At 67.8% G+C, this 20,364-nt stretch carries 23 protein-coding genes; 20 read left to right on the forward strand and 3 right to left on the reverse strand.

Annotated features, from left to right (window positions below; genetic code table 11):
• Nucleotides 1-85: 85 nt before the first annotated feature.
• From urtC to FEI13_RS16505, 12 genes are all read left to right on the forward strand, one after another.
• Nucleotides 86-1,240 (forward strand): urea ABC transporter permease subunit UrtC, encoded by a 1,155-nt coding sequence (urtC, locus tag FEI13_RS16450; RefSeq protein ID WP_138182602.1) that lies wholly within the window; start codon nt 86-88, stop codon nt 1,238-1,240.
• Complete coding sequence (gene urtD, locus FEI13_RS16455; RefSeq protein ID WP_138182603.1) at nt 1,237-2,082, forward strand: urea ABC transporter ATP-binding protein UrtD; 846 nt, start codon at nt 1,237-1,239, stop codon at nt 2,080-2,082. Before urtC ends, urtD begins: the two co-directional genes overlap by 4 nt.
• Nucleotides 2,082-2,780, forward strand: coding sequence for an urea ABC transporter ATP-binding subunit UrtE (gene urtE, locus FEI13_RS16460; protein WP_138182604.1), 699 nt, complete (start codon nt 2,082-2,084; stop codon nt 2,778-2,780). The genes urtD and urtE overlap by 1 nt, the downstream gene beginning before the upstream one ends.
• Before the next feature lie 329 nt (nt 2,781-3,109).
• On the forward strand, nt 3,110-4,018 hold the full coding sequence (locus FEI13_RS16465; RefSeq protein ID WP_138182605.1) for an urease accessory protein UreD: 909 nt from the start codon (nt 3,110-3,112) through the stop codon (nt 4,016-4,018).
• A gap of 161 nt (nt 4,019-4,179) precedes the next feature.
• Nucleotides 4,180-4,482 carry an urease subunit gamma gene (gene ureA / locus FEI13_RS16470; RefSeq protein WP_138182606.1) on the forward strand — a complete coding sequence of 101 codons (303 nt, stop codon included), beginning with the start codon at nt 4,180-4,182 and terminating at the stop codon, nt 4,480-4,482.
• A gap of 48 nt (nt 4,483-4,530) precedes the next feature.
• Nucleotides 4,531-4,866, forward strand: a complete 336-nt coding sequence (locus FEI13_RS16475; RefSeq protein WP_138182607.1) for an urease subunit beta — start codon at nt 4,531-4,533, stop codon at nt 4,864-4,866.
• Nucleotides 4,863-6,590, forward strand: a complete 1,728-nt coding sequence (gene ureC, locus FEI13_RS16480; RefSeq protein WP_138182608.1) for an urease subunit alpha — start codon at nt 4,863-4,865, stop codon at nt 6,588-6,590. The genes FEI13_RS16475 and ureC overlap by 4 nt, the downstream gene beginning before the upstream one ends.
• A 93-nt stretch (nt 6,591-6,683) precedes the next feature.
• Nucleotides 6,684-7,202: an urease accessory protein UreE gene (ureE, locus tag FEI13_RS16485; RefSeq protein ID WP_138182640.1), complete on the forward strand. Its 519-nt coding sequence runs from the start codon at nt 6,684-6,686 to the stop codon at nt 7,200-7,202.
• On the forward strand, nt 7,192-7,908 hold the full coding sequence (locus tag FEI13_RS16490; protein WP_193555751.1) for an urease accessory protein UreF: 717 nt from the start codon (nt 7,192-7,194) through the stop codon (nt 7,906-7,908). The genes ureE and FEI13_RS16490 overlap by 11 nt, the downstream gene beginning before the upstream one ends.
• A 92-nt stretch (nt 7,909-8,000) precedes the next feature.
• A complete protein-coding gene (gene ureG / locus FEI13_RS16495) occupies nt 8,001-8,657 on the forward strand; it encodes an urease accessory protein UreG (RefSeq protein WP_138182610.1) in 657 nt (218 codons plus the stop codon).
• 77 nt (nt 8,658-8,734) lie between these two features.
• Nucleotides 8,735-8,953 (forward strand): hypothetical protein, encoded by a 219-nt coding sequence (locus FEI13_RS16500; RefSeq protein WP_138182611.1) that lies wholly within the window; start codon nt 8,735-8,737, stop codon nt 8,951-8,953.
• Between the two features lie 194 nt (nt 8,954-9,147).
• Nucleotides 9,148-10,581 carry a phospholipase D family protein gene (locus tag FEI13_RS16505; protein ID WP_138182612.1) on the forward strand — a complete coding sequence of 478 codons (1,434 nt, stop codon included), beginning with the start codon at nt 9,148-9,150 and terminating at the stop codon, nt 10,579-10,581.
• Between the two features lie 96 nt (nt 10,582-10,677).
• On the opposite strand, the gene FEI13_RS16510 is transcribed toward FEI13_RS16505, so the two are convergent.
• Nucleotides 10,678-11,607 (reverse strand): YihY/virulence factor BrkB family protein, encoded by a 930-nt coding sequence (locus FEI13_RS16510; RefSeq protein WP_138182613.1) that lies wholly within the window; start codon nt 11,605-11,607, stop codon nt 10,678-10,680.
• Nucleotides 11,608-11,720: 113 nt separating this feature from the next.
• On the opposite strand from FEI13_RS16510, the gene FEI13_RS16515 reads away from it, so the two are divergent.
• From FEI13_RS16515 to dcd, 6 genes are all read left to right on the forward strand, one after another.
• Nucleotides 11,721-12,275 (forward strand): YqhA family protein, encoded by a 555-nt coding sequence (locus FEI13_RS16515; protein WP_138182614.1) that lies wholly within the window; start codon nt 11,721-11,723, stop codon nt 12,273-12,275.
• Between the two features lie 92 nt (nt 12,276-12,367).
• A complete protein-coding gene (locus tag FEI13_RS16520; protein WP_138182615.1) occupies nt 12,368-13,042 on the forward strand; it encodes a polyamine aminopropyltransferase in 675 nt (224 codons plus the stop codon).
• A gap of 60 nt (nt 13,043-13,102) precedes the next feature.
• The gene (arfB, locus tag FEI13_RS16525) at nt 13,103-13,516 is read left to right on the forward strand and encodes an alternative ribosome rescue aminoacyl-tRNA hydrolase ArfB (RefSeq protein WP_138182616.1); all 414 of its coding nucleotides are present in this window, start codon (nt 13,103-13,105) and stop codon (nt 13,514-13,516) included.
• 141 nt (nt 13,517-13,657) lie between these two features.
• Complete coding sequence (locus FEI13_RS16530; RefSeq protein ID WP_138182617.1) at nt 13,658-14,689, forward strand: coiled-coil domain-containing protein; 1,032 nt, start codon at nt 13,658-13,660, stop codon at nt 14,687-14,689.
• A gap of 212 nt (nt 14,690-14,901) precedes the next feature.
• Nucleotides 14,902-15,705, forward strand: coding sequence for an iron-sulfur cluster carrier protein ApbC (gene apbC, locus FEI13_RS16535; RefSeq protein WP_138182618.1), 804 nt, complete (start codon nt 14,902-14,904; stop codon nt 15,703-15,705).
• Nucleotides 15,706-15,857: 152 nt separating this feature from the next.
• Complete coding sequence (dcd, locus tag FEI13_RS16540) at nt 15,858-16,424, forward strand: dCTP deaminase (protein ID WP_138182619.1); 567 nt, start codon at nt 15,858-15,860, stop codon at nt 16,422-16,424.
• Nucleotides 16,425-16,604: 180 nt separating this feature from the next.
• Here dcd and purN read toward each other — a convergent pair whose 3' ends face one another.
• Both purN and purM read right to left on the reverse strand, forming a co-directional pair.
• On the reverse strand, nt 16,605-17,339 hold the full coding sequence (purN, locus tag FEI13_RS16550) for a phosphoribosylglycinamide formyltransferase (RefSeq protein WP_138182620.1): 735 nt from the start codon (nt 17,337-17,339) through the stop codon (nt 16,605-16,607).
• The gene (purM, locus tag FEI13_RS16555) at nt 17,336-18,409 is read right to left on the reverse strand and encodes a phosphoribosylformylglycinamidine cyclo-ligase (protein ID WP_138182621.1); all 1,074 of its coding nucleotides are present in this window, start codon (nt 18,407-18,409) and stop codon (nt 17,336-17,338) included. Before purM ends, purN begins: the two co-directional genes overlap by 4 nt.
• 136 nt (nt 18,410-18,545) lie before the next feature.
• Between purM and FEI13_RS16560 the strand changes: the two genes are divergently transcribed.
• Nucleotides 18,546-19,625, forward strand: a complete 1,080-nt coding sequence (locus FEI13_RS16560; protein ID WP_138182622.1) for an AI-2E family transporter — start codon at nt 18,546-18,548, stop codon at nt 19,623-19,625.
• Complete coding sequence (hda, locus tag FEI13_RS16565) at nt 19,622-20,323, forward strand: DnaA regulatory inactivator Hda (RefSeq protein WP_138182623.1); 702 nt, start codon at nt 19,622-19,624, stop codon at nt 20,321-20,323. The genes FEI13_RS16560 and hda overlap by 4 nt, the downstream gene beginning before the upstream one ends.
• Nucleotides 20,324-20,364: the final 41 nt, after the last annotated feature.

Genomic DNA, 20,364 nt, shown 5'->3' on the forward strand with positions numbered 1-20,364 from the left:
CAAGCAAGCCTTCAGGAGGAGGTCAGGGGGCAGGCTTTATGCAACGGATAGCCGTAGTTCGTGGGGATCCGTCAGGGGCTGATCCATGCATGCCTCGAACTCGTGGCTTACCCGGCCATTCCGTGAACCCGCGACCCGGCTCTTCCTGGGCATCCTGCTCGCGGCCCTGGCGTTGGTGACGCTGCTCAACCTGGCCCTGCCGGCACAGCATCCGCTGCATGTCTCGACCTACACCGTGACGCTGCTCGGCAAGTACCTGAGCTATGCGCTGCTGGCGGTGGCCGTGGACCTGGTGTGGGGGTATCTCGGCATCCTGAGCCTCGGGCACGGGGCCTTCTTCGCCCTGGGCGGCTATGCCATGGGCATGTACCTGATGCGCCAGATCGGTGATCGCGGCGTCTATGGCGATCCGCTGCTGCCGGACTTCATGGTGTTCCTCGACTGGGACGCGCTGCCCTGGTACTGGCTGGGCTTCGACATGGCCTGGTTCGCCTTCCTGATGGTGATGCTGGTGCCGGGATTGCTGGCGCTGGTGTTCGGCTTCCTGGCCTTCCGCTCGCGGGTCACCGGGGTCTACCTGTCGATCATCACCCAGGCCCTGACCTTCGCGTTGATGCTGGCCTTCTTCCGCAACGAGATGGGCTTCGGCGGCAACAATGGCCTGACGGACTTCAAGGAACTGCTGGGCTTCGACCTGAGAAGCGACGCCACCCGCCTGGGCCTGTTCCTGGCCACCGGGATGGCCCTGGCCGTGGGCTACGTGCTGTGCCGGGCCATCGTCGCCAGCAAGCTCGGACGCGTCTGCGTGGCCACCCGGGATGCCGAGGCGCGGACCCGCTTCCTCGGCTATCGGGTCGAGCGCTTCCAGCTGTTCGTCTTCGTGGTCTCGGCCATGCTGGCCGGCGTCGCCGGAGCGCTCTACGTGCCCCAGGTGGGCATCATCAATCCCGGCGAGTTCTCGCCGATCTTCTCCATCGAGATCGTGCTCTGGGTGGCGCTGGGCGGGCGCGCGACCCTCTATGGCGCGGTCATCGGGGCGATACTCGTCAACTATGCCAAGACGGTGTTCACCGGGGTGATGCCGGATGCCTGGCTGTTCGCACTCGGCGGCATGTTCGTGCTGGTCACGGTGCTGCTGCCCAAGGGCATCGCCGGCCTGCTGGCCTATCGCCTGCGCCGCCGCCCCTCGACACGCCCGTCATCCCCCGAATCCCCTGCACCCAGGGAGGTGTCCGCATGAGTTTCCTGAATTCCCTGGCCGACCGTGACCGGGTCTTCGATTTCCTGATACCGGCGGCCTCGCCGGTGGACGTACGCCACGGCCCGATCCTCTACCTGGAGGGCGTCACCGTCAGCTTCGATGGCTTCAAGGCGATCAACGACCTCGACCTGACCATCGACGACGGCGAGCTGCGCTGCATCATCGGCCCCAACGGCGCCGGCAAGACCACCATGATGGACATCATCACCGGCAAGACCCGTCCCGATTGCGGCTCGGTCTGGTTCGGCAGCCGCCACAACCTGCTGGCCAAGAGCGAGCCCGAGATCGCGAGTCTCGGCATCGGGCGCAAGTTCCAGAAGCCCACGGTGTTCGAGGCCTTGACGGTGTTCGAGAACCTCGAGCTCGCCATGGCGGCCGACAAGCGCATCCTGCCCACGCTCACCGCGCGTCTGACCGGCGAGATCCGCGACCGCATCGAGGAGGTCCTCACCACCATCGGGCTCACCGAGCTCCGCCACCGCCTGGCCGGCATCCTGTCCCACGGCCAGAAGCAGTGGCTGGAGATCGGCATGCTGCTGATGCAGCGTCCCCGCCTGCTGCTGGTCGATGAGCCGGTGGCCGGCATGACCGAGCAGGAGATGGAGCGCACCGCCGAGCTGCTCACGGGGCTGGCCGGCAAGGGCAAGCAGTCCGTGGTGGTGGTCGAGCACGACATGGGCTTCGTGCGCTCCATCGCCCGCACCGTGACGGTGCTGCACCAGGGCAGCGTGCTGGCCGAGGGCAGCATGGATGAGGTCTCGAAGGATCCCCGGGTCGTCGAGGTCTACCTCGGCGCCGACCCCGATGAGGAGGCCGCCTGATGCTCGCGATCGAGTCGCTCGACCAGTACTACGGCGAGAGCCACACGCTCTGGGACCTGGACCTCGAGGTGCCCACCGGCCAGTGCACCTGCGTGATGGGACGCAACGGGGTGGGCAAGACCACCCTGATGAAGTCGATCATGGGCGAGGTGGCGGTGGCCTCCGGCAGCATCCGCTATGCCGACGACGTGGAGCTGACCCGCTGCCGGGTCGAGGATCGCCCGCGACTGGGCATCGGCTACGTGCCCCAGGGGCGCCAGATCTTCCCGCTGCTCACCGTCGAGGAGAACCTGCGCACCGGCCTGGCGGCGCGCGGCGATGGCCTCAAGTGCATCCCCGAACGGGTCTATGAGCTCTTTCCGGTGCTCGAGGAGATGAAGCACCGCCGCGGGGGCGATCTCTCCGGCGGCCAGCAGCAGCAGTTGGCCATCGGCCGGGCGCTGGTGCTCGAGCCTCGGCTGCTGATCCTCGACGAGCCGGGGGAGGGCATCCAGCCCAACATCGTCACCCAGATCGGCGAGGTGATCCGCCGGCTGATCCGCGAAGACGGCCTGACGGTGCTGCTGGTGGAGCAGAAGCTGCCCTTCGCCCGTAAGTACGCCGACCGCTTCGTGATCATGGATCGAGGCCGCCCCATGGCGCGCGGCGAGATCGGCGAGCTCTCCGAGGCGCTGATTCGCGAGCACCTCACGGTCTAGCTTCTGAAGCGCCGAGCGCCGAGCGCCGAGCGCCGAGCGCCGAGGAGCAAGGAGCAAGGAGCAAGGAGCAAGGAGCAAGGAGCAAGGAGCAAGGAGCAAGGAGCAAGGAGAAAGGGCACTTGCGCATTTTTGGACCGATCGCCCGGGCGTCTGCACCTTGAGGGGGCGGCGAGGCGTGTCGGCTGCACCCCGATAGGACGGGGAGGGGCTTCTCTGATTGCCGGATAACTCCGTCAAGATGTTGAATGTAATGGAGAAAAATCGGGATTCCCCATTCTGGTACATCCCTTGCTCCTGCTAGGGAAGAGAACCCTGGCTATGAGTGACCCATGACCGCCTTCGAGACATCCCCGGATGCCCCCCCGCCGATCGAGTCCGGCCACCGTTTCGATGCGGATCGCCGCTGGGCGGCCTCGCTGGACCTGGCCTTCGCGCCCCGGGATGGCGTGACCCGCATGACGCGGTGTCGCCATCTCGGGCCGCTGCGGGTCCAGCGCCCCTTTCACCCCGAGGGCCGTCATGCGGAAGGCCGCCCCGGCGCCTGCCACGCCTACCTGCTGCATCCGCCCGGCGGCCTGGTCAGCGGCGACGCCCTGACCATCACCGCCCGGGTCGAGCCGGGCGCCCATGCCCTGCTGACGACCCCGGCCGCCAACAAGCTCTACCGTGCCGATAGCCATGGCGTCGCCTGGCGGCAGCATACCCGGCTGGAGGTCGCCGATCAGGGCGTGCTCGAGTGGCTGCCTCAGGAGACCCTGGCGTTCGACGGTTCGCGGGGCGAGCAGTGCACCACCATCGCGCTGGGGGAGACGTCGCGTTGCCTGGGCTGGGAGGTGATGGCCCTGGGTCGCCCGGCGAGTGCGCTGCCCTTCCAGAGCGGCCGCATCGAGCAGCGTTTCCACCTCACTCGCAACGGACGACCGCTGTGGCTGGAGCGCCAGCCGCTGGATCCCCGCCATCCGCGCTTCGTCGGCCGCTGGGGGCAGGGGGGCGCCAGCGTGCAGGCCACGCTCTGGGCCGTCGGGCTCGAGGACGCGGCGGGGGCGGTAGACGCGCTGCGCGAGGGCCTGCCGGAGGGCCCGCACTGGGCGGTGACGGTACGCCACGGCGTGCTGCTGCTGCGCTACCTGGGCGCGGAACGTAACGAGGCCTGGCAGCTGTGTTGTCTGGCCTGGTCGATCCTGCGGCCGCGCCTGCTCGGCCAGCCGGCCCACACCCCGAGGATCTGGTTGACCTGACAACAGCCGGAAGCTTGAAGCTAGAAGCTGGAAGAGATCGTTCATCTGGTCAAGGGGGTTTCTTCGAGCTTCCAGCTTCCAGGCGCGGAGCGCCGCTCTGCCAGCCAGGTAGCGACAGGCTGAGCATCGAATGAAAACGACATGTTTAAGGAGCAACGCCCGTGGAACTGACCCCCAGAGACAAGGACAAGCTGCTGCTCTTCACCGCCGGCCTGCTGGCCGAGCGACGGCGCGCACGCGGCCTCAAGCTCAACTACCCCGAAGCGATCGCGCTGATCAGCTGCGAGATCCTCGAGGGCGCCCGCGACGGGCGCAGCGTCGCGGAGCTCATGAGCCACGGGCGCGAGGTGCTGACCCGCGATGACGTGATGGACGGCGTCGCGGAGATGGTCGACGAGGTGCAGGTCGAGGCCACCTTCCCGGACGGGACCAAGCTGGTCACCGTGCAGACGCCCATCGTCTGAAAACTGGCTGCGCTCGCGCAGTTTTCAACATTACAGGAGGGAGTGCTGATGATTCCCGGTGAGTACCAGTTGCAGAACGATGAGATCGACCTCTGTGCGGGGCGCGAACGCATCACCGTCGAGGTCGCCAACACCGGCGACCGGCCGATCCAGGTCGGTTCCCACTATCACTTCGCCGAGGCCAACCCGGCCCTGAGTTTCGATCGCGAGCGCACGCGGGGCTACCGGCTGGACGTGGCCGCCGGCACGGCGATCCGCTTCGAGCCCGGTCAGCGTCGTGAGGTGACGCTGATTCCCTATGTCGGGGAGCGCCGCATCTACGGCTTTCGCGGAGAGGTGATGGGAGCGCTCGACGGCGACGCAGCTCAAGGAGACCCGTCATGACCTCTCCCAACAACTCTCCAAATAAAATCAGCCGTCAGGCCTATGCCGACATGTACGGTCCCACGACAGGCGACCGGGTGCGCCTGGGTGATACCGACCTGTGGATCGAGGTGGAGCGCGATGCCACCCACTACGGTGAGGAAGTGAAGTTCGGCGGCGGCAAGGTGATCCGCGACGGCATGGGGCAGAGCCAGCGCCACGACGCGGCGGTCATGGATACCGTGATCACCAATGCCCTGATCCTCGACTGGTGGGGCATCGTCAAGGCCGACGTGGGCCTCCAGGCCGGGCGTGTCGCGGCCATCGGCAAGGCCGGCAACCCCGATACCCAGCCGGACGTGGAGATCGTCATCGGCCCCGGCACCGAGGTGATCGCCGGGGAGGGCAAGATCCTCACCGCCGGCGGCATCGATGCCCATATCCACTTCATCTGCCCGCAGCAGGTGGAGGAGGCGCTCGCCAGCGGCATCACCACCATGCTCGGCGGCGGCACGGGGCCGGCCACCGGGTCGAATGCCACCACCTGCACGCCAGGGGCCTGGCACCTCGGCAAGATGCTCCAGGCGGTGGATGACCTGCCCATGAACATCGGCCTGCTCGGCAAGGGCAACGCCAGCCTGCCCGGGGCGCTGGAGGCTCAGCTCGAGGCCGGCGCCATGGGCTTGAAGCTCCACGAGGATTGGGGGACCACGCCGGCGTCCATCGATGCCTGCCTCTCCGTGGCGGACCGCTACGACGTCCAGGTGGCGATCCATACCGACACCCTGAACGAATCGGGCTTCGTCGAGGACACCCTGGCCGCCTTCAAGGAGCGTGGCATTCACACCTACCACACCGAGGGCGCCGGCGGCGGCCATGCGCCGGACATCCTCACCGCCTGCGCCAAGCCCTACGTGCTGCCGTCGTCGACCAACCCGACGCGTCCTTATACCGTTAACACCATCGACGAACACCTCGACATGCTGATGGTGTGCCACCATCTGGACCCCAACATTCCCGAGGACGTGGCCTTCGCCGACTCGCGCATCCGCCGCGAGACCATCGCCGCCGAGGACATCCTCCAGGACCTGGGCGTGATCTCGATGATCGCCTCGGACTCCCAGGCCATGGGGCGAGTCGGCGAGGTGATCTGCCGGACCTGGCAGACGGCCCACAAGATGAAGGTCCAGCGCGGGCTGCTGGCGGAGGACGAGGCGCGCGGGGCCGATAATGTCCGGGCGAGGCGCTATATCGCCAAGACCACCATCAACCCCGCCATCACCCACGGCATCGCGCATGAGGTGGGCTCTATCGAGGTGGGCAAGCTCGCCGACCTGGTGCTCTGGAAGCCGGCCTTCTTTGGCACCAAGCCGGCGCTGATCCTCAAGGGAGGCATGATCGCCGCTGCGCCCATGGGCGACCCCAACGCTTCGATCCCGACACCCCAGCCGGTTCACTACCGCCCCATGTTCGGCGCCTTCGGCGGGGCGGTGAGCCAGACCCGTTTGACCTTCGTCAGTCAGGCGGCGCTGGCGGCCGGCATCAAGGAGAGGCTCGGCCTGAAGAGCCCGCTCAGTGCCTGTCGGGACGTGCGCGGCGTGCGCAAGGCCGACATGAAGCTCAACGACGCCTGCCCCGAGCTCCGCGTCGATCCGCAGACCTACGAGGTGCGCTGCGATGGCGAGCTGCTGACCTGCGAGCCGGCAACAGAGCTGCCGTTGGCGCAGCGCTACCACCTGTTCTAGCGCGCCTCCGGCGCAAGCTGTAAGCCGAAAGCTGGAAGCTGGAAGAAAAAACAGACGGCCCCCAGCCGGAATGTCCGAGGAGCCAAGAGAATGATGCTGAAACTGACAGAACGCCTGGGCCCCATCGAGGCGAGCCAGGCTTCAGAAACTCTTACGTTGCCCTATGCGCGGCGCGTGCTGGGCCGGCTCAAGGCGACGAGCGATAGTGGGCGCGAACTCGGACTGTTCCTGGACCGTGGCCCGGTGCTGCGGGATGGCGAGGGACTGCGCGCCGAAAGCGGCGAGGTGGTGCGCATTCGTGCCGCCGTGGAGCCGGTGGTCACCGCCCGCACTGCAGCAGGACTGCCCCTGGCGCGACTGGCCTACCACCTGGGCAACCGGCACGTGCAGCTGGCGCTGGGCGAGGACCGCCACGGCAGCTACGTCCGCTTCCCGCCGGATCATGTCCTCGAGGCCCTGGCCGAGCGTCTGGGCGCACGGCTCGAACGCCACGAGGCGCCCTTCGATCCCGAGCCGGGAGCCTATTCACACGCCCCCTCCCACGCCCACGCGGGGGAGGGCGATGGGCATCATCCTCATCACCACGGCCACGATCATGACCATGCCTACTGAGGGGCCGGCGATGGTGGCCCAGGACGATGACCTGGCGCTGCTGGGCCTCTTGCAGCTGGTCAGCCCGGCCCTGCCCATCGGCGCCTTCGCCTTCTCCCAGGGACTCGAGAGCGCCTTCGAACTGGGCTGGGTGTCGGACGAGGCGAGCCTCGGCGCCTGGCTCGAGGGGGTGCTCGAGGACGGCCTGACCCGCTGCGAACTGCCGGCCCTGGCGCGCCTCGGCCGAGCCTGGCAGGAGGCGGACGGCGAGGCCATCGCCGAGTGGGACGCCTGGCTCGCCGCCAACCGCGAGACCGCGGAACTCGCCGCCGAGGATCGTCGCCTGGGCGCCGCCCTGGTGCGCTTACTCGGCAGCCTCGCGCTGCTGCCCGGTGGCCCCGCGAACGAGTCACCGGCACTGCCGAGCGAGCCCGGCTACGTCACGGTCTTCGCCTGGACGGCCCACGTGCGCGGCGTGCCGGTGCGCCAGGCGCTGCTGGGCTTCGCCTGGGCCTGGCTGGAGAACCAGCTGGCGGTGGCCTGCAAGGCCCTGCCGCTCGGCCATACCGCGGCGCAGCGCCTGATAGAACGATTGCGTCCGGCGCTGGTAGTCGCCGTGGACGCGGCCCTGGCGCTCGAGGACGACGCCCTGGGGCCGGCACTGCCGGGCCTGGCCCTGGCCAGCGCCCTTCATGAGACCCAGTACTCACGGCTGTTCAGAAGTTAGCGCCAAACAAGGCCGGGCGTGTGGCGTGGTGAGTCCAGTGAGTCGCCCGTGCCGACAAGATAACGACTAAAGAGTGCAAGAGGAGAAACGACATGACCCATTGCCTGCGAATCGGCGTCGGCGGCCCGGTGGGCTCCGGCAAGACGGCCCTGCTCAAGCAGCTCTGCCGGGCCCTGCGCGACCACTACGACATCGCCGTGGTCACCAACGATATCTATACCCGCGAGGATGCCGACTTCCTGCTCGAGCACGAGGCCCTGCCGGCGGACCGGATCCTCGGCGTGGAAACTGGCGGCTGTCCGCACACGGCGATCCGCGAGGATGCCTCCATGAACCTCGCCGCCATCGACGACCTGCAGGCCCGCCATCCGGGGCTCGAGCTGGTGCTGGTGGAGTCCGGTGGCGACAACCTCTCGGCGACCTTCAGCCCGGAGCTGTCCGACCTGACCCTCTATGTCATCGATGTCTCCGCCGGCGACAAGATCCCGCGCAAGGGCGGGCCGGGCATCACCAAGTCGGACCTGCTGATCATCAACAAGATCGATATCGCCGAGCAGGTCCACGCTTCGCTGGCGGTCATGGAGCGCGACTCGCGAAAGATGCGCGGCGAGCGCCCCTTCGTCTTCGCCAACCTCTACGACGGCGTCGGCCTGGAGGAGATCATCGCCTTCATCCTCGACCGCGGCATGCTCGCCGAGCGCCGCCCGAAGTCCTCGATCACCACCGGGCGCGACGCCGCCCCCGCGTGAAAGACCAGCGCCTCACGAGCTGGCGCGCCCGATCCACCGTCGCCTGACCCTGTCCGCCACTTCCTGGAGACCTCCCCATGACCCTTCGCACTTATCGGACCTTGCCCGTCCTCGCCGCGAGCCTGCTCTCGACCCCCTTGGCCCTGGCGCACTCGGGCCACGGTGCTCCCGATGTCCATGCCCATACCGGCAGCCCGGCGATGCTGGCGGTGCTGGCGATCAGTGCCCTGGGGCTCGCCGCGCTGGTGCCCCTGGCACGCCTGGTGCGGCGTCGCCGGCGGCACCGCCAGGGCTGAGGCGGATATCCTAACCGTCTGCTGCGCCCGGCCCCGGCCGGGCGTAGTGCGTTTGCGGCGGCCGCTCGCTATGCTGGCGGGTCGTCGCCGCATTCAGCGGCATGGATGGCGAAGGCGTCATGGTGGTCAGGCAGTGCCTGGGCAGAAGCCGAGGGATAGACGGCGTGGAAGACCGAGGGAAAGGGAGGCGCCGAATGTGGCTATTATGGATCGTGACGGCGCTGCTGGCGGCATGGCTTGCCATGGGCGCCTGGCAGCGCTACAAGCCGCTGCCGGAAGGGCTCGGACGGGCCTTTCCCGAGCGTCCCGTCCAGGGGGTGCGTTTCCTCGCCGACGAGACCTGGTACGCCCCGTCCGGTGAGCGACATGCCCGTCGCCGGATCTTCGGCGAGGTGATGGCGCTGATCGGCCAGGCCGAGCGCCTGGTGGTGCTGGACATGTTCCTGTTCAACGATTTCGCCGGCGCCACCGACGGCCAGGACTTCCAGCCCCTGTCGGCGGAGCTCACCGATGCCCTGGTCGAGCGCAGGGCGCAGCGTCCGACGCTCGAGGCCGTGGTCATCACCGACCCGCTCAACACCCTCTACGGCGGCCTCGAGCCTGCGCATCTCGAGCGATTGCGCGAGGCCGGCGTCAGGGTGGTCGTGACGGATCTGACGCGGCTGCGGGCCTCGAACCCGCTCTGGTCGGGCGCCTGGCACCTGGGACCACGCTGGCTCGGTAATCACCGCGAGGGCGGCTGGCTGCCCAATCCCCTGGGCCCGGGGCAGGTGCCGCTGCGCAGCTACCTGGCCCTGCTCAACTTCAACGCCAACCATCGCAAGACCCTGGTCGTCGATCGGGGAGTTGGCTGGTCGGGGCTGGTCACCTCGGCCAATCCCCATGATGCCAGCAGTCGGCACGGCAACGTGGCGCTGCGCTTCGAGGGGGCGGCGGCGCTGGACCTGTTGGCCTCGGAGCGTCCGGTGGCGCGCTGGTCGGGTGTCAGCCTGCCGGGTCCCGGGGCCTTGGCCGCCCCGCCGGCCCCGGTCGAGGGAGCCAGGATGCAGGTCCTCACCGAGGGGGCCATCCGCGAGGCGCTGCTGGCGGCCATCGAGGCCAGTCATCCGGGCGATCGTCTGGATGTCGCCGTCTTCTACCTGGCGCATCGGGAACTGATCGAGGCGCTGGTGGCGGCCCAGCGGCGCGGCGTGGCCTTGCGGGTGCTGCTCGACCCCAATCGCAATGCCTTCGGGATCGAAAAGGGCGGCATTCCCAACCGGCCGGTGGCGCGCGAGCTTCATGCCGCCGGGGTGCCGGTGCGCTGGTGCGCCACCGAGGGCGAGCAGTGCCACAGCAAGCTGCTGCTGCGTCGACCCGACAGTGCCGGTGGCGAGGCCGAGATGATCCTGGGGTCGGCCAACTTCACCCGGCGCAACCTGGACGACCTGAACCTGGAGACCAGCGTGCGCCTGGTGGGGCCCGCCGAGACCCAGGCCCTGGTCGATGCCTCGGCCTTCTTCGCGCGTCGCTGGCACTCGACCCCGCAGCGGATCACCAGCGAGCCCTTCGCGGCCCATGACGACGCCTCGACCTGGCAATGGATGCGCTATCGGATCATGGAGGCCACCGGGCTCTCTACTTTCTGATCCATCTTCTTAGCCACTTTCCGAGCCGGTCTGTCTCTGAGCCATACCGGCTTATGCGCCAGGCGACGGGCTGAGCAGCCCTCGCCGGCGAGGGCGTCAATCCACGTGGGTCACCGCCTGGCGACGGGGGTCGATGTACCAGGCGAGGCCGAGACGGGCGTTGCGCTCCAGCTCGGCGATGACCTGGGCACCGAGCAGCAGGATGATGGCGCCCACCTCCAGGCTCAGCAGCACCACGACCAGCGTCGCCAGGGAGCCGTAGACCGCGTTGACCAGCGAGATGTTGGCGAAATAGAACACCAGCAGCAGGCGCACGCCCTCCCACAGCAGGGCGGCGACGAAGCCGCCCACCACGGCGCGGCGCAGGGCGATCTTGACCACCGGCAGCACCTTGTAGATGGCGCTGAACAGCAGGAAGACGCCGAGGAAGCTGGTCAGGTTGAGCATCGGCCCCGACAGGCCGGCCAGCGGGAGGTCACGTTCGAACAGCGTCAGCCACAGCGCATTCATCGAGCTGACCAGGCTGACCAGCAGGGTCAGGGCGAGCAGGCCCGCCCCGAGCACCAGCATGAAGGCGTAGGGTAGCGCCACCGAGACCCAGACGCGGCGATGGGGATGGTGGGTATCGGGCGCATGGAAGATGATCGCCAGGGCATCCTCGAGCATGCGAAAGGCGAAGGAGCTGAACAGCAGCAGGACGGGAAAGCCCAGGATGCCGATCACATCGCGGGAGTCGAGCAGGGTGCGCACGGCGTCGAGCAGCACCTCCGCGTGGGCGGGCGCCAGATGGCGCGCCTGGATGGTCAGTACCTCGAGCAGGTGCTGCTGGTCGACCACGCCGGCCAGGAGCACGACCATCAGCGCGAAGAGTGGCACGATGGAGAGCAGGATGTTATAGCCGACCCCGCCGGCCAGGAGGATGCCGCGGTTGCGCAGGAAGGCACACAGCACGCGCCAGAGAAACTGCAGCGTCAGCGGCAGCAGGGTGAGGAGTGACTGTCGGGAGGCTTCGGGGGGTGACGTCATCGGGGCTGCCGTGCCAGTGTGCCTGCGTCATCATAGGGGTATCCTTCGCGCCTGGGTCAAATGTTCGGCGACAATCGCGTCGGCCGACCCCCATCATCGAGGAGAAGCCCATCATGGAACCCGAACACCGCCCCGCCCCCCGGCCCCCGAGGCATCGCGGTCAACTCGAGCGACGCTTCGAGGCCTTCCTGTGGCACTCGCGTCTGATGGTGCTGATGGCCGTGATCCCGGCGCTGCTGGGGGCGCTGGTGCTGTTCATCATCGCCAGCCTGGACGTACTCTCGATCGTGGCCGATACCTGGCGTCACTACCTCAGCGGCGGTGCCGACATCCACAAGACCGTGGTCACCGACATCATCGTTGCCGTGGACATCTACCTGATCGCCCTGGTGCTGATGATCTTCGCGCTGGGCGTCTACAAGCTCTTCGTCTCGCGCATCGAGCCCGCCGAGGGGCGCGATCCCCACCATCCCTTCAACGTCAGTTCCCTCGATCAGCTCAAGGACAAGATCGCCCGGGTGGTGATCCTGGCGGTGATCATCGAGTTTTTCCGCGCGGTGGTGGGAATCAACTTCGATACCCCGCTCGATGCCATCTACCTGGCGCTCTCGGTGCTGGCGCTGGCGCTGGCGCTCTATCTGATGGCGCTGGCGCACAAGCAGGAGTGATGCCTGCATGGCAAGTCGCTGGTGGCCCGCGCATAATGCGCGCTTTCGGCGCCATTCCGGTGGTCGAGCCATTCCCGTGACAGCGAGACAGCATGGCCAAATTCGAAGAGATCGGCACCGCCAGCATTCCCGGCCAGGGTACCCAGCTGCGCTTGCTGCAGCGCAATGACGAGTTCTCCATCCGCATCGTCGGCGCGCCGGGCGATCTGATGAACACGCGACTGCACGGCTCCGAGGATGCCCTGGCGGAACTGGCCTGTGAGCGAGTTGCCGGCCGCTCTGGAGTCCGTGTGCTGGTCGGCGGGCTGGGTATGGGCTTTACCCTGGCAGCGGCCCTGGCGGCACTGGGTGAGGATGCCGAGGTAGTCGTCGCCGAGCTGGTGCCGGGCGTGGTGGAATGGAATCGCGGTCCCCTCGGGGCGGCCGCCGGGCGTCCCCTCGACGATCCCCGTGCCCGGGTCAGCCTGGGCGACGTGGGCGAGCTGTTGCGCGGCGAGCCCGGCGGCTTCGACGCCATCATGCTCGACGTGGATAACGGCCCCGAGGGGCTGACGCGTCGCGAGAACGACTGGCTCTATTCGCCCCGAGGGCTCGCCGCGGCCCAGCAGGCGCTGCGCCCCGACGGGGTGCTGGCGGTCTGGTCGGCGGGGCAGGACCCGGCCTTCACCGAGCGGCTGCGCCGCCTCGGCCTGCTGGTCGAGGAGGTCACGGTGCGCGCCCACCGCCCCGGCAAGGGCGCCAGGCACCGGATCTGGCTGGCATACTGAGGTGATATCTTCTTCATCACGACAATTTATCACTCACTCTTTACCTCGGAAGGCTAACGCATGCTGGAACTCTCGCGCCAGGTGAGCATTCCCGACCACGAGATCGAGATGCAGGCCGTGCGTGCCCAAGGCGCCGGCGGCCAGAACGTCAACAAGGTCGCTACGGCCATCCATCTGCGCTTCGATATTCGCGCCTCCAGCCTGCCCGAGGGCTTCAAGGAGAAGCTGCTGGCGCTGGGCGATCAACGCATCACCCGCGACGGCGTAGTGATCATCAAGGCCCAGAGTCACCGTACCCAGGAGCGCAATCGCGCCGAGGCCCTGGCGCGGCTCAAGGCGCTGATCAAGAGCGTGATGTACGCGCCGAAGAAGCGCATCGCCACCCGGCCCAGCAAGGGGGCCAAGCAGCGCCGCCTGGACAGCAAGAAGAAGCGTGGACGCCACAAGGCCCTGCGCGGCAAGGTCGAGTCTTGACGTTGAAGGCGGCGGCGTCGCTCGGGTGGCGGTCGCCGGTCTGGCGTGTATGCTGGGAGACGAGACGATGATGGCCGGCCATGCCTGGCCGGCGACCTACACCCAACCATGCAGGGGGACTCGCCGATGGCGGATACGTCGATGAGTGAGCTGTTCAAGGATAATCGCGTCAAGGGCCTGACGGCCGTGGCGGCGGTCGCATTGATCTGGGCGCTGATGGCGCAGTCGAGCGCCAGTTCCAGCAACGAGGCACTGGAGTCGCTCCGCGAGCGCCTCGATACCGTGCAGGCCGAGAACGCATCGCTGTCGGGTCGCGTCGAGGAGCTTCAGAGTGCCGCCGGGAACATCGATGAGCTGGCAGAGCAACGCAGCGAACTCGATCAGCAGCTTGAGGCGGCCGAGTCGGAGCTCGCGACGACGCAGGAGCAGCAGACGGAAGCCCGCGCGGAACTGGAGGAGGTCCAAGCCGCGGTAGAGGCCGCCCAGGGTGAGCTGAATACCCGTCAGGCCGGCATTGCCGAGGCCGAAGAGGCGCTCGCGGACCTCCAGGAGCAGCAGCAGCAGGCTGTCCAGGCCCGCGACGAGGCTCAGGCGTCGCTCCAGCAGGCCGAGAAGGCTCGTCAGGCCGCTGAAGAGGAACGCCAGCAAGCCGAAGAAGCCCGCCAGCAGGCCGAGCAGAAGCGCAGTGACGCGATGGCCGAGCGTGACGAGGCGCGGACCGAACTCCAGGGCCTGCAGGAAGAGATTGCATCAGCCGAGGAGACCCTGGCCGGCCTGAATGACGAGATCGCCGCCAAGCAGGAGGCGCGTGATGCCCTCCAGCAGGAGATCAGCGAGCTGGAGTCAAGCCGCAACGAGGCCGCCGAGGCTCTCGAGGCGACCCAGGGCGAACTGGAGGAAGCCACTGCAGCCGTCGACGAGGCCCGCGAGACGATCAAGGATCTCGAGGTTGCCATCAAGGTCGGTCGCGAGGAGGTGGCCGAGATCGAGTCCCAGGTCGAGACGCGCCAGTCCCAGCTCGAGCGTCTGGATGGTCAGCTCGAGACCTGGCGCAGCGAGCTGAATAAACTGGAGCAGGGCGTTCAGGCCGACGACGGGGAAACATCCGAGGCCAAGCCGCAAGCCGAGGCCGAGCCGCAAGCCGAGGCCCCGCAGGACACCAATCCCGACTGAGCCATCCCGTGGGATCGTCCCAACCCGTCGAACGGCGAGCCACTGGCTCGCCGTTCTCGTTAGCGGGCACGGGCGAGCGGGCAGGTGAGCGTGAAGATCAGCGGGAAGGCCAGGCATCGACGGCCAGGCATTGCATGGCGGGGCGCCTCGGCGGGTATACTGGGTACACATGCCGCTCGCGTGGCAACCCCCAACTGCAGAAGGAGCGATCCGTGATCGAAGGGGTCAAGCATATCGTCGCCGTGGCATCCGGCAAGGGCGGGGTGGGCAAGTCCACCGTCACCGTCAACCTGGCGCTGGCCATGGCCGCAGAGGGCTACCGGGTCGGCATCCTGGACGCCGACATCTACGGCCCCAGCCAGGCTCAGATGCTCGGCGTGGGCGAGGGCGTGCGCCCCCAGTCCGCGGGCGAAAACCGCTTCCGGCCGCTCGAGGCCCACGGCATCCAGGCCATGTCCATGGCCTTTTTGGCCGACGTGCGCGAGCCCATGGTGTGGCGGGGGCCGATGGTGGCCGGGGCCTTCCAGCAGATGCTCACACAGACGGCCTGGGACGATCTCGACTACCTGTTCATCGACATGCCGCCGGGTACCGGCGACATCCAGCTGACCCTGGCCCAGAAGGTGCCGGTGGACGGCGCGGTGATCGTCACCACGCCCCAGGACATCGCGCTGCTCGACGCCCGCAAGGGCATCGAGATGTTCCGCAAGGTCAACGTGCCGGTGCTCGGCGTGGTGGAGAACATGAGCCTGCACACCTGTTCCCAGTGCGGCCATAGCGAGCCGATCTTCGGTGAGGGCGGCGGTGAGCGCATCGCCGACGAGTACGAGACTCGCGTGCTCGGCCGGCTGCCGTTGAGCCTGACGATTCGTGAGCAGGTCGATGGCGGTCGCCCCAGCGTAGTGGCCGAGCCCGAGGGTGAGGTGACCACTAGCTTTCGTGACATGGCCCGTCAGGTGGCCGAGCAGGTCGAGGGCCAGCAGCCCGACGGGCCGGAAATCTCCTTCAGCGAGTGACGATCCACTCGCCCGGCATCGCCCGCCAGGGGCGAGTTGCCGTGACCTTCCTCGCCGGGGCCGCTATGATGTGGCCCCGGTTTTTCTTGCACCGTGGTTCCCTACTGCGCTTTTTACCACCAGTTACCACCAGATAGCTTCAGGACGTGTCGATGAGCATCAAATCCGACAAGTGGATCCGCCGCATGGCCGAGCAGGAAGGCATGATCGAGCCCTTCGAGCCCGACCAGGTGCGCTACGTGAACGAGCGGCGAGTGATCTCCTACGGGACGTCCAGCTACGGCTACGATGTGCGCTGCGCCGACGAGTTCAAGGTCTTCACCAACATCCACTCGGCGGTGGTGGACCCCAAGGGCTTCGATGAGAAGAGCTTCGTCGATATCAAGGGCGATGCCTGCGTGATTCCGCCCAACTCCTTCGCCCTGGCGCGCACCGTGGAGTACTTTCGCATCCCGCGCAGCGTGCTGACCATCTGCCTGGGCAAGTCCACCTACGCGCGCTGCGGCATCATCGTCAACGTGACGCCGCTGGAGCCGGAGTGGGAGGGGCACGTGACCCTGGAGTTCTCCAACACCACCAACCTGCCCGCGCGGATCTACGCCAACGAGGGCGTGGCGCAGATGCTGTTCCTGGAGTCCGACGAGGTCTGCGAGACCTCCTACAAGGACCGCGGCGGCAAGTACATGGGGCAGCGGGGGGTGACTCTCCCCCGGACCTGACCCGGCGCAGCCGGGTCAGGAGCTTGAAGCTGGAAGAGCGGCGCTGCGCGCCTGGAAGCTAGAAGAAAACCCTTGACTCAGGCTTTGGAGTCTACAAGCTGCCTTCCAGCTTCCAGCTTCCAGCTTCCAGCTTCCAGCTTCCAGCTTCCAGCTTCCAGCTTCCAGCTTCCAGCTTCCAGCTTACAGCTCCTCGTCGAGTTCCTCGGCGGCGTCCTGATGGGAGAGCCGCATGCCGGTAGGCGGCAGCGCGACGCCGTCCATGGCGGCATGGTCGCCCTTGAGCTGCAGGCGTCCCTCCAGGAACCAGCGCACGGCGATCGGGTAGATCAGGTGCTCCCGCGCCTGGACCTTGGCCTGCAGGCTCTCCTCGGTCTCGTCCGGCACCACGGCCACCTCGGCCTGCAGGGCCACCGGGCCTCCGTCGAGTTCCTCGGTGACGAAGTGCACGCTGCAGCCATGCGCGGCCACGCCGTCGGCCAGCGCCCGGGCATGGGTATGTAGTCCCTGATAGGCGGGCAGCAGCGAGGGGTGGATGTTGAGCATCCGCCCCAGGAAGCGGTTGACGAAGCGCGGCGTGAGGATGCGCATGAAGCCGGCCAGCACGATCAGGTCGGGCTCGTGGCGCTCGATCACCTTGATCAGCGCGCCGTCGTAGGCCTCGCGGCTGTCATACTCGCGATGGGGCAGGGCCACGGCATCGATGCCGGCGTCCCGGGCGCGCTTCAGGCCGTAGGCGTCCGGCTGGTTGGAGATCACCGCGACGATCTCGCCGCCCAGCTCGTCGTGGCTCTGGGCGTCGATCAGCGCCTGGAGGTTGCTGCCGCTGCCTGAGATCAGCACCACTACCCGCAGAGTCTCGCTGGGCTCGGGAGTGAAGGTGTTCAGGGTATCGCTCTGATAGTCGGTCCCGCTCATGCCTCGAGGTTCTCCAGCTGGACGGGCTCGTCACCCTCGCCCCGGGCGGTGATCACTCCGATGCGGTGGACCGTCTCGCCCTGGGCCTGCAGGTGGGCGCGGGCCTGGTCGGCCTTCTCCGCCGGCACCACGATCACCATGCCGATGCCGCAGTTGAGCACGCGATGCATCTCGTGCTCATCGACGTTGCCCCGCTCCTTCAGCCAGTCGAAGATCGCCGGGCGGGTCCAGCTGGCGGCGTCGATGCGCGCGCCCAGCGTCTCGGGCAGCACGCGGGGGATGTTCTCGGTCAGGCCGCCGCCGGTGATGTGCGACAGGGCGTGCACCGGGATGTCGGTCTCCTTGATCAGCGATAGCAGCGGCTTGACGTAGATCTTGGTGGGCGCGAGCAGGGCATCGCCCAGGGGCTTGCCATCCACGGCGGTGTCCAGGGCGGCGCCCGACACTTCGAGGATCTTGCGGATCAGCGAGTAGCCGTTGGAGTGGGGGCCGGAGGAGGCCAGGCCCAGCAGCACGTCGCCTTCGCCGACCTTGCTGCCGTCGAGGATCTCGGACTTCTCCACTACGCCCACGCAGAAGCCGGCGAGGTCGTAGTCATTGCCCTCGTACATGCCAGGCATCTCGGCGGTCTCGCCACCGACCAGGGCGCAGCCCGCCTGCTCGCAGCCTTCGCCGATGCCGGTCACCACGTCGGCGGCGATATCCACGTCGAGCTTGCCCGTGGCATAGTAGTCGAGGAAGAGCAGCGGCTCGGCGCCGGCCACGACCAGGTCGTTGACGCACATGGCCACCAGGTCGATGCCGATGGTGTCATGGCGGCCGATGTCCATGGCCAGGCGCAGCTTGGTGCCCACGCCGTCGGTGCCGGTGACCAGCACCGGCTCCTCGTAGCCCTTGGGGAGCTCGCACAGGGCGCCGAAACCGCCCAGGCCGCCCATCACCTCGGGGCGGGTGGTGCGTTTGGCGACGCCCTTGATGCGGTCGACCAGGGCATTGCCGGCATCGATATCGACGCCGGCGTCCTTGTAGCTGAGCGAGGTCCCGGTCGGACGGTTGGTGGAATCGGTCATGACGCTTCCTGTATGAGAATGGCGGTCGCGAGGCCTGTCGCAGGGCGAGGCGCGACGGTCGGGTTCGGGGAACGAATTGTAGCATCACGGCGAACGGCTGGCAGCCTGACGGCCGCGTCGATACAGGGAGGAGGCGATGCACAGACAGTGGTGGGTGGTGGCGGCGTGCACGGCGCTGGCGCTGTGGTTCCTGATCAGCATCGAGCCGGTGCTGATGCCGTTCTTCGTCAGCATGATCCTGGCCTATCTGGGCGATCCCCTGGCCGACCGGCTGGAAGACTGGGGGCTCTCCCGGCGGCTGGCGGTCTCGCTGGTGTTCCTGCTGTTGAGCCTGATCATCGTGCTCACCCTGCTGCTGGTGGTGCCGATCCTCGGGCGGCAGCTCGGCCAGGTCGTCGAGTCGCTGCCCGCGGTGCTCAACTGGGTTCAGCAGAGCGTGGTGCCGCGCCTGCAGGCATTGACCGGGCTGGATCTCTCCACCGACATCGACCAGATGCGCACGGCGTTCGTCGACAACTGGAAGGAGACCGGCACCTTCGCCGCCAGCCTGCTGGCCCAGGTGTCGCGCTCCGGCCTGGCGGTGGCGGCCTGGATCGCCAACCTGGCACTGATCCCGGTGGTGACCTTCTACCTGCTGCTCGACTGGGACATCCTGGTCGGCAAGGTGCGGGCCTCGCTCCCGCGCAGCTGGGAGCCCGCGGCGGTGCGCCTGGCCGGTGAATGTGACGAGGTGCTCTCCGCCTTCCTGCGCGGTCAGCTGATCGTCATGCTCTGCCTGGGGGTGATCTATGCGGTGGGGCTGACGCTACTCGGCGTGCGGTTCGGCCTGCTGATCGGCCTGCTTGCCGGGCTGGCCAGCATCGTGCCCTATCTCGGCGTGATCGTGGGCATCTCCGTGGCCGGGTTGGTGGCTTTCTTCCAGTTCGGCGACTGGCTGATCCTGCTCGGCGTGGCGGCGGTGTTCGGCTTCGGCCAGCTGATCGAGAGCGTGGTGCTGCAGCCCAAGCTGCTCGGCGACAAGATCGGCCTGCACCCGGTGGCGGTGATCTTCGCCGTGCTGGCGGGGGGGCAGTTGTTCGGCTTCACCGGCGTGTTGCTGGCGCTCCCCGTGGCCGCCATGCTGATGGTGGTGTTGCGTTATCTCCACGATCACTATAAAAACAGTACCTTGTATGATGCCGGTCGTTCACGAACCCACGACGAGGAGTCGCCATGAGTCGAGCACCCGCGCAGTTGCCACTGGGCGTGGGGCTGCGCGACGACGCCACCTTCGCCAGCTTCCACCCCGGGCCCAATGCGACCCTGGTCGACCGGCTCGTGCACCAGCTCGACGATGATGGCGAGCCCTTCCTCTATGTGTGGGGCGCCTCGGGCACCGGCCGCAGCCACCTGCTGCAGGCCGCCTGTCATGCCGCCTCCGACCGTGACGGACGGGCGCTCTACCTGCCCCTGGCGGAGCTCGGTCACTTCCCGCCGCTGATGCTCGAGGAGATCGAACGGCTGGATCTGGTGGCCATCGACGATCTCGAGCGGGTCGTCGGTCGCAAGCGCTGGGAAGAGGCGCTGTTCCACGCCTTCAACCGCCTGCGTGACGCCGGCAAGCGGCTGCTGATCGCCGCCGAGGCGCCGCCTCGGCAGCTGCCGGTGAAGCTGCCGGACCTGGCCTCGCGGCTCACCTGGGGCATGACCTTCCACCTGCAGGGGCTCGACGACACCGGCCGCCTCGCCGCGCTCCAGCTGCGGGCGAAGGGGCGTGGCATGCAGCTGCCCGACGAGGTGGCCCGCTATATCCTGCACCGCGGGCCACGACGCCTGGATGCGCTCTTCGCGACCCTGGAGACCCTGGATCGCGCCTCGCTCTCCGCTCAGCGCAAGCTGACCATTCCCTTCGTCAAGCAGGCGCTGGACTGGTAGGCGGCCCGCCGGCCCCTTTTCAGACGCCCCGGCAGGCGTCG

The organism is Halomonas urmiana (genome assembly GCF_005780185.1).
In the GTDB taxonomy this organism is placed as follows: Bacteria; Pseudomonadota; Gammaproteobacteria; order Pseudomonadales; family Halomonadaceae; genus Halomonas; species Halomonas urmiana.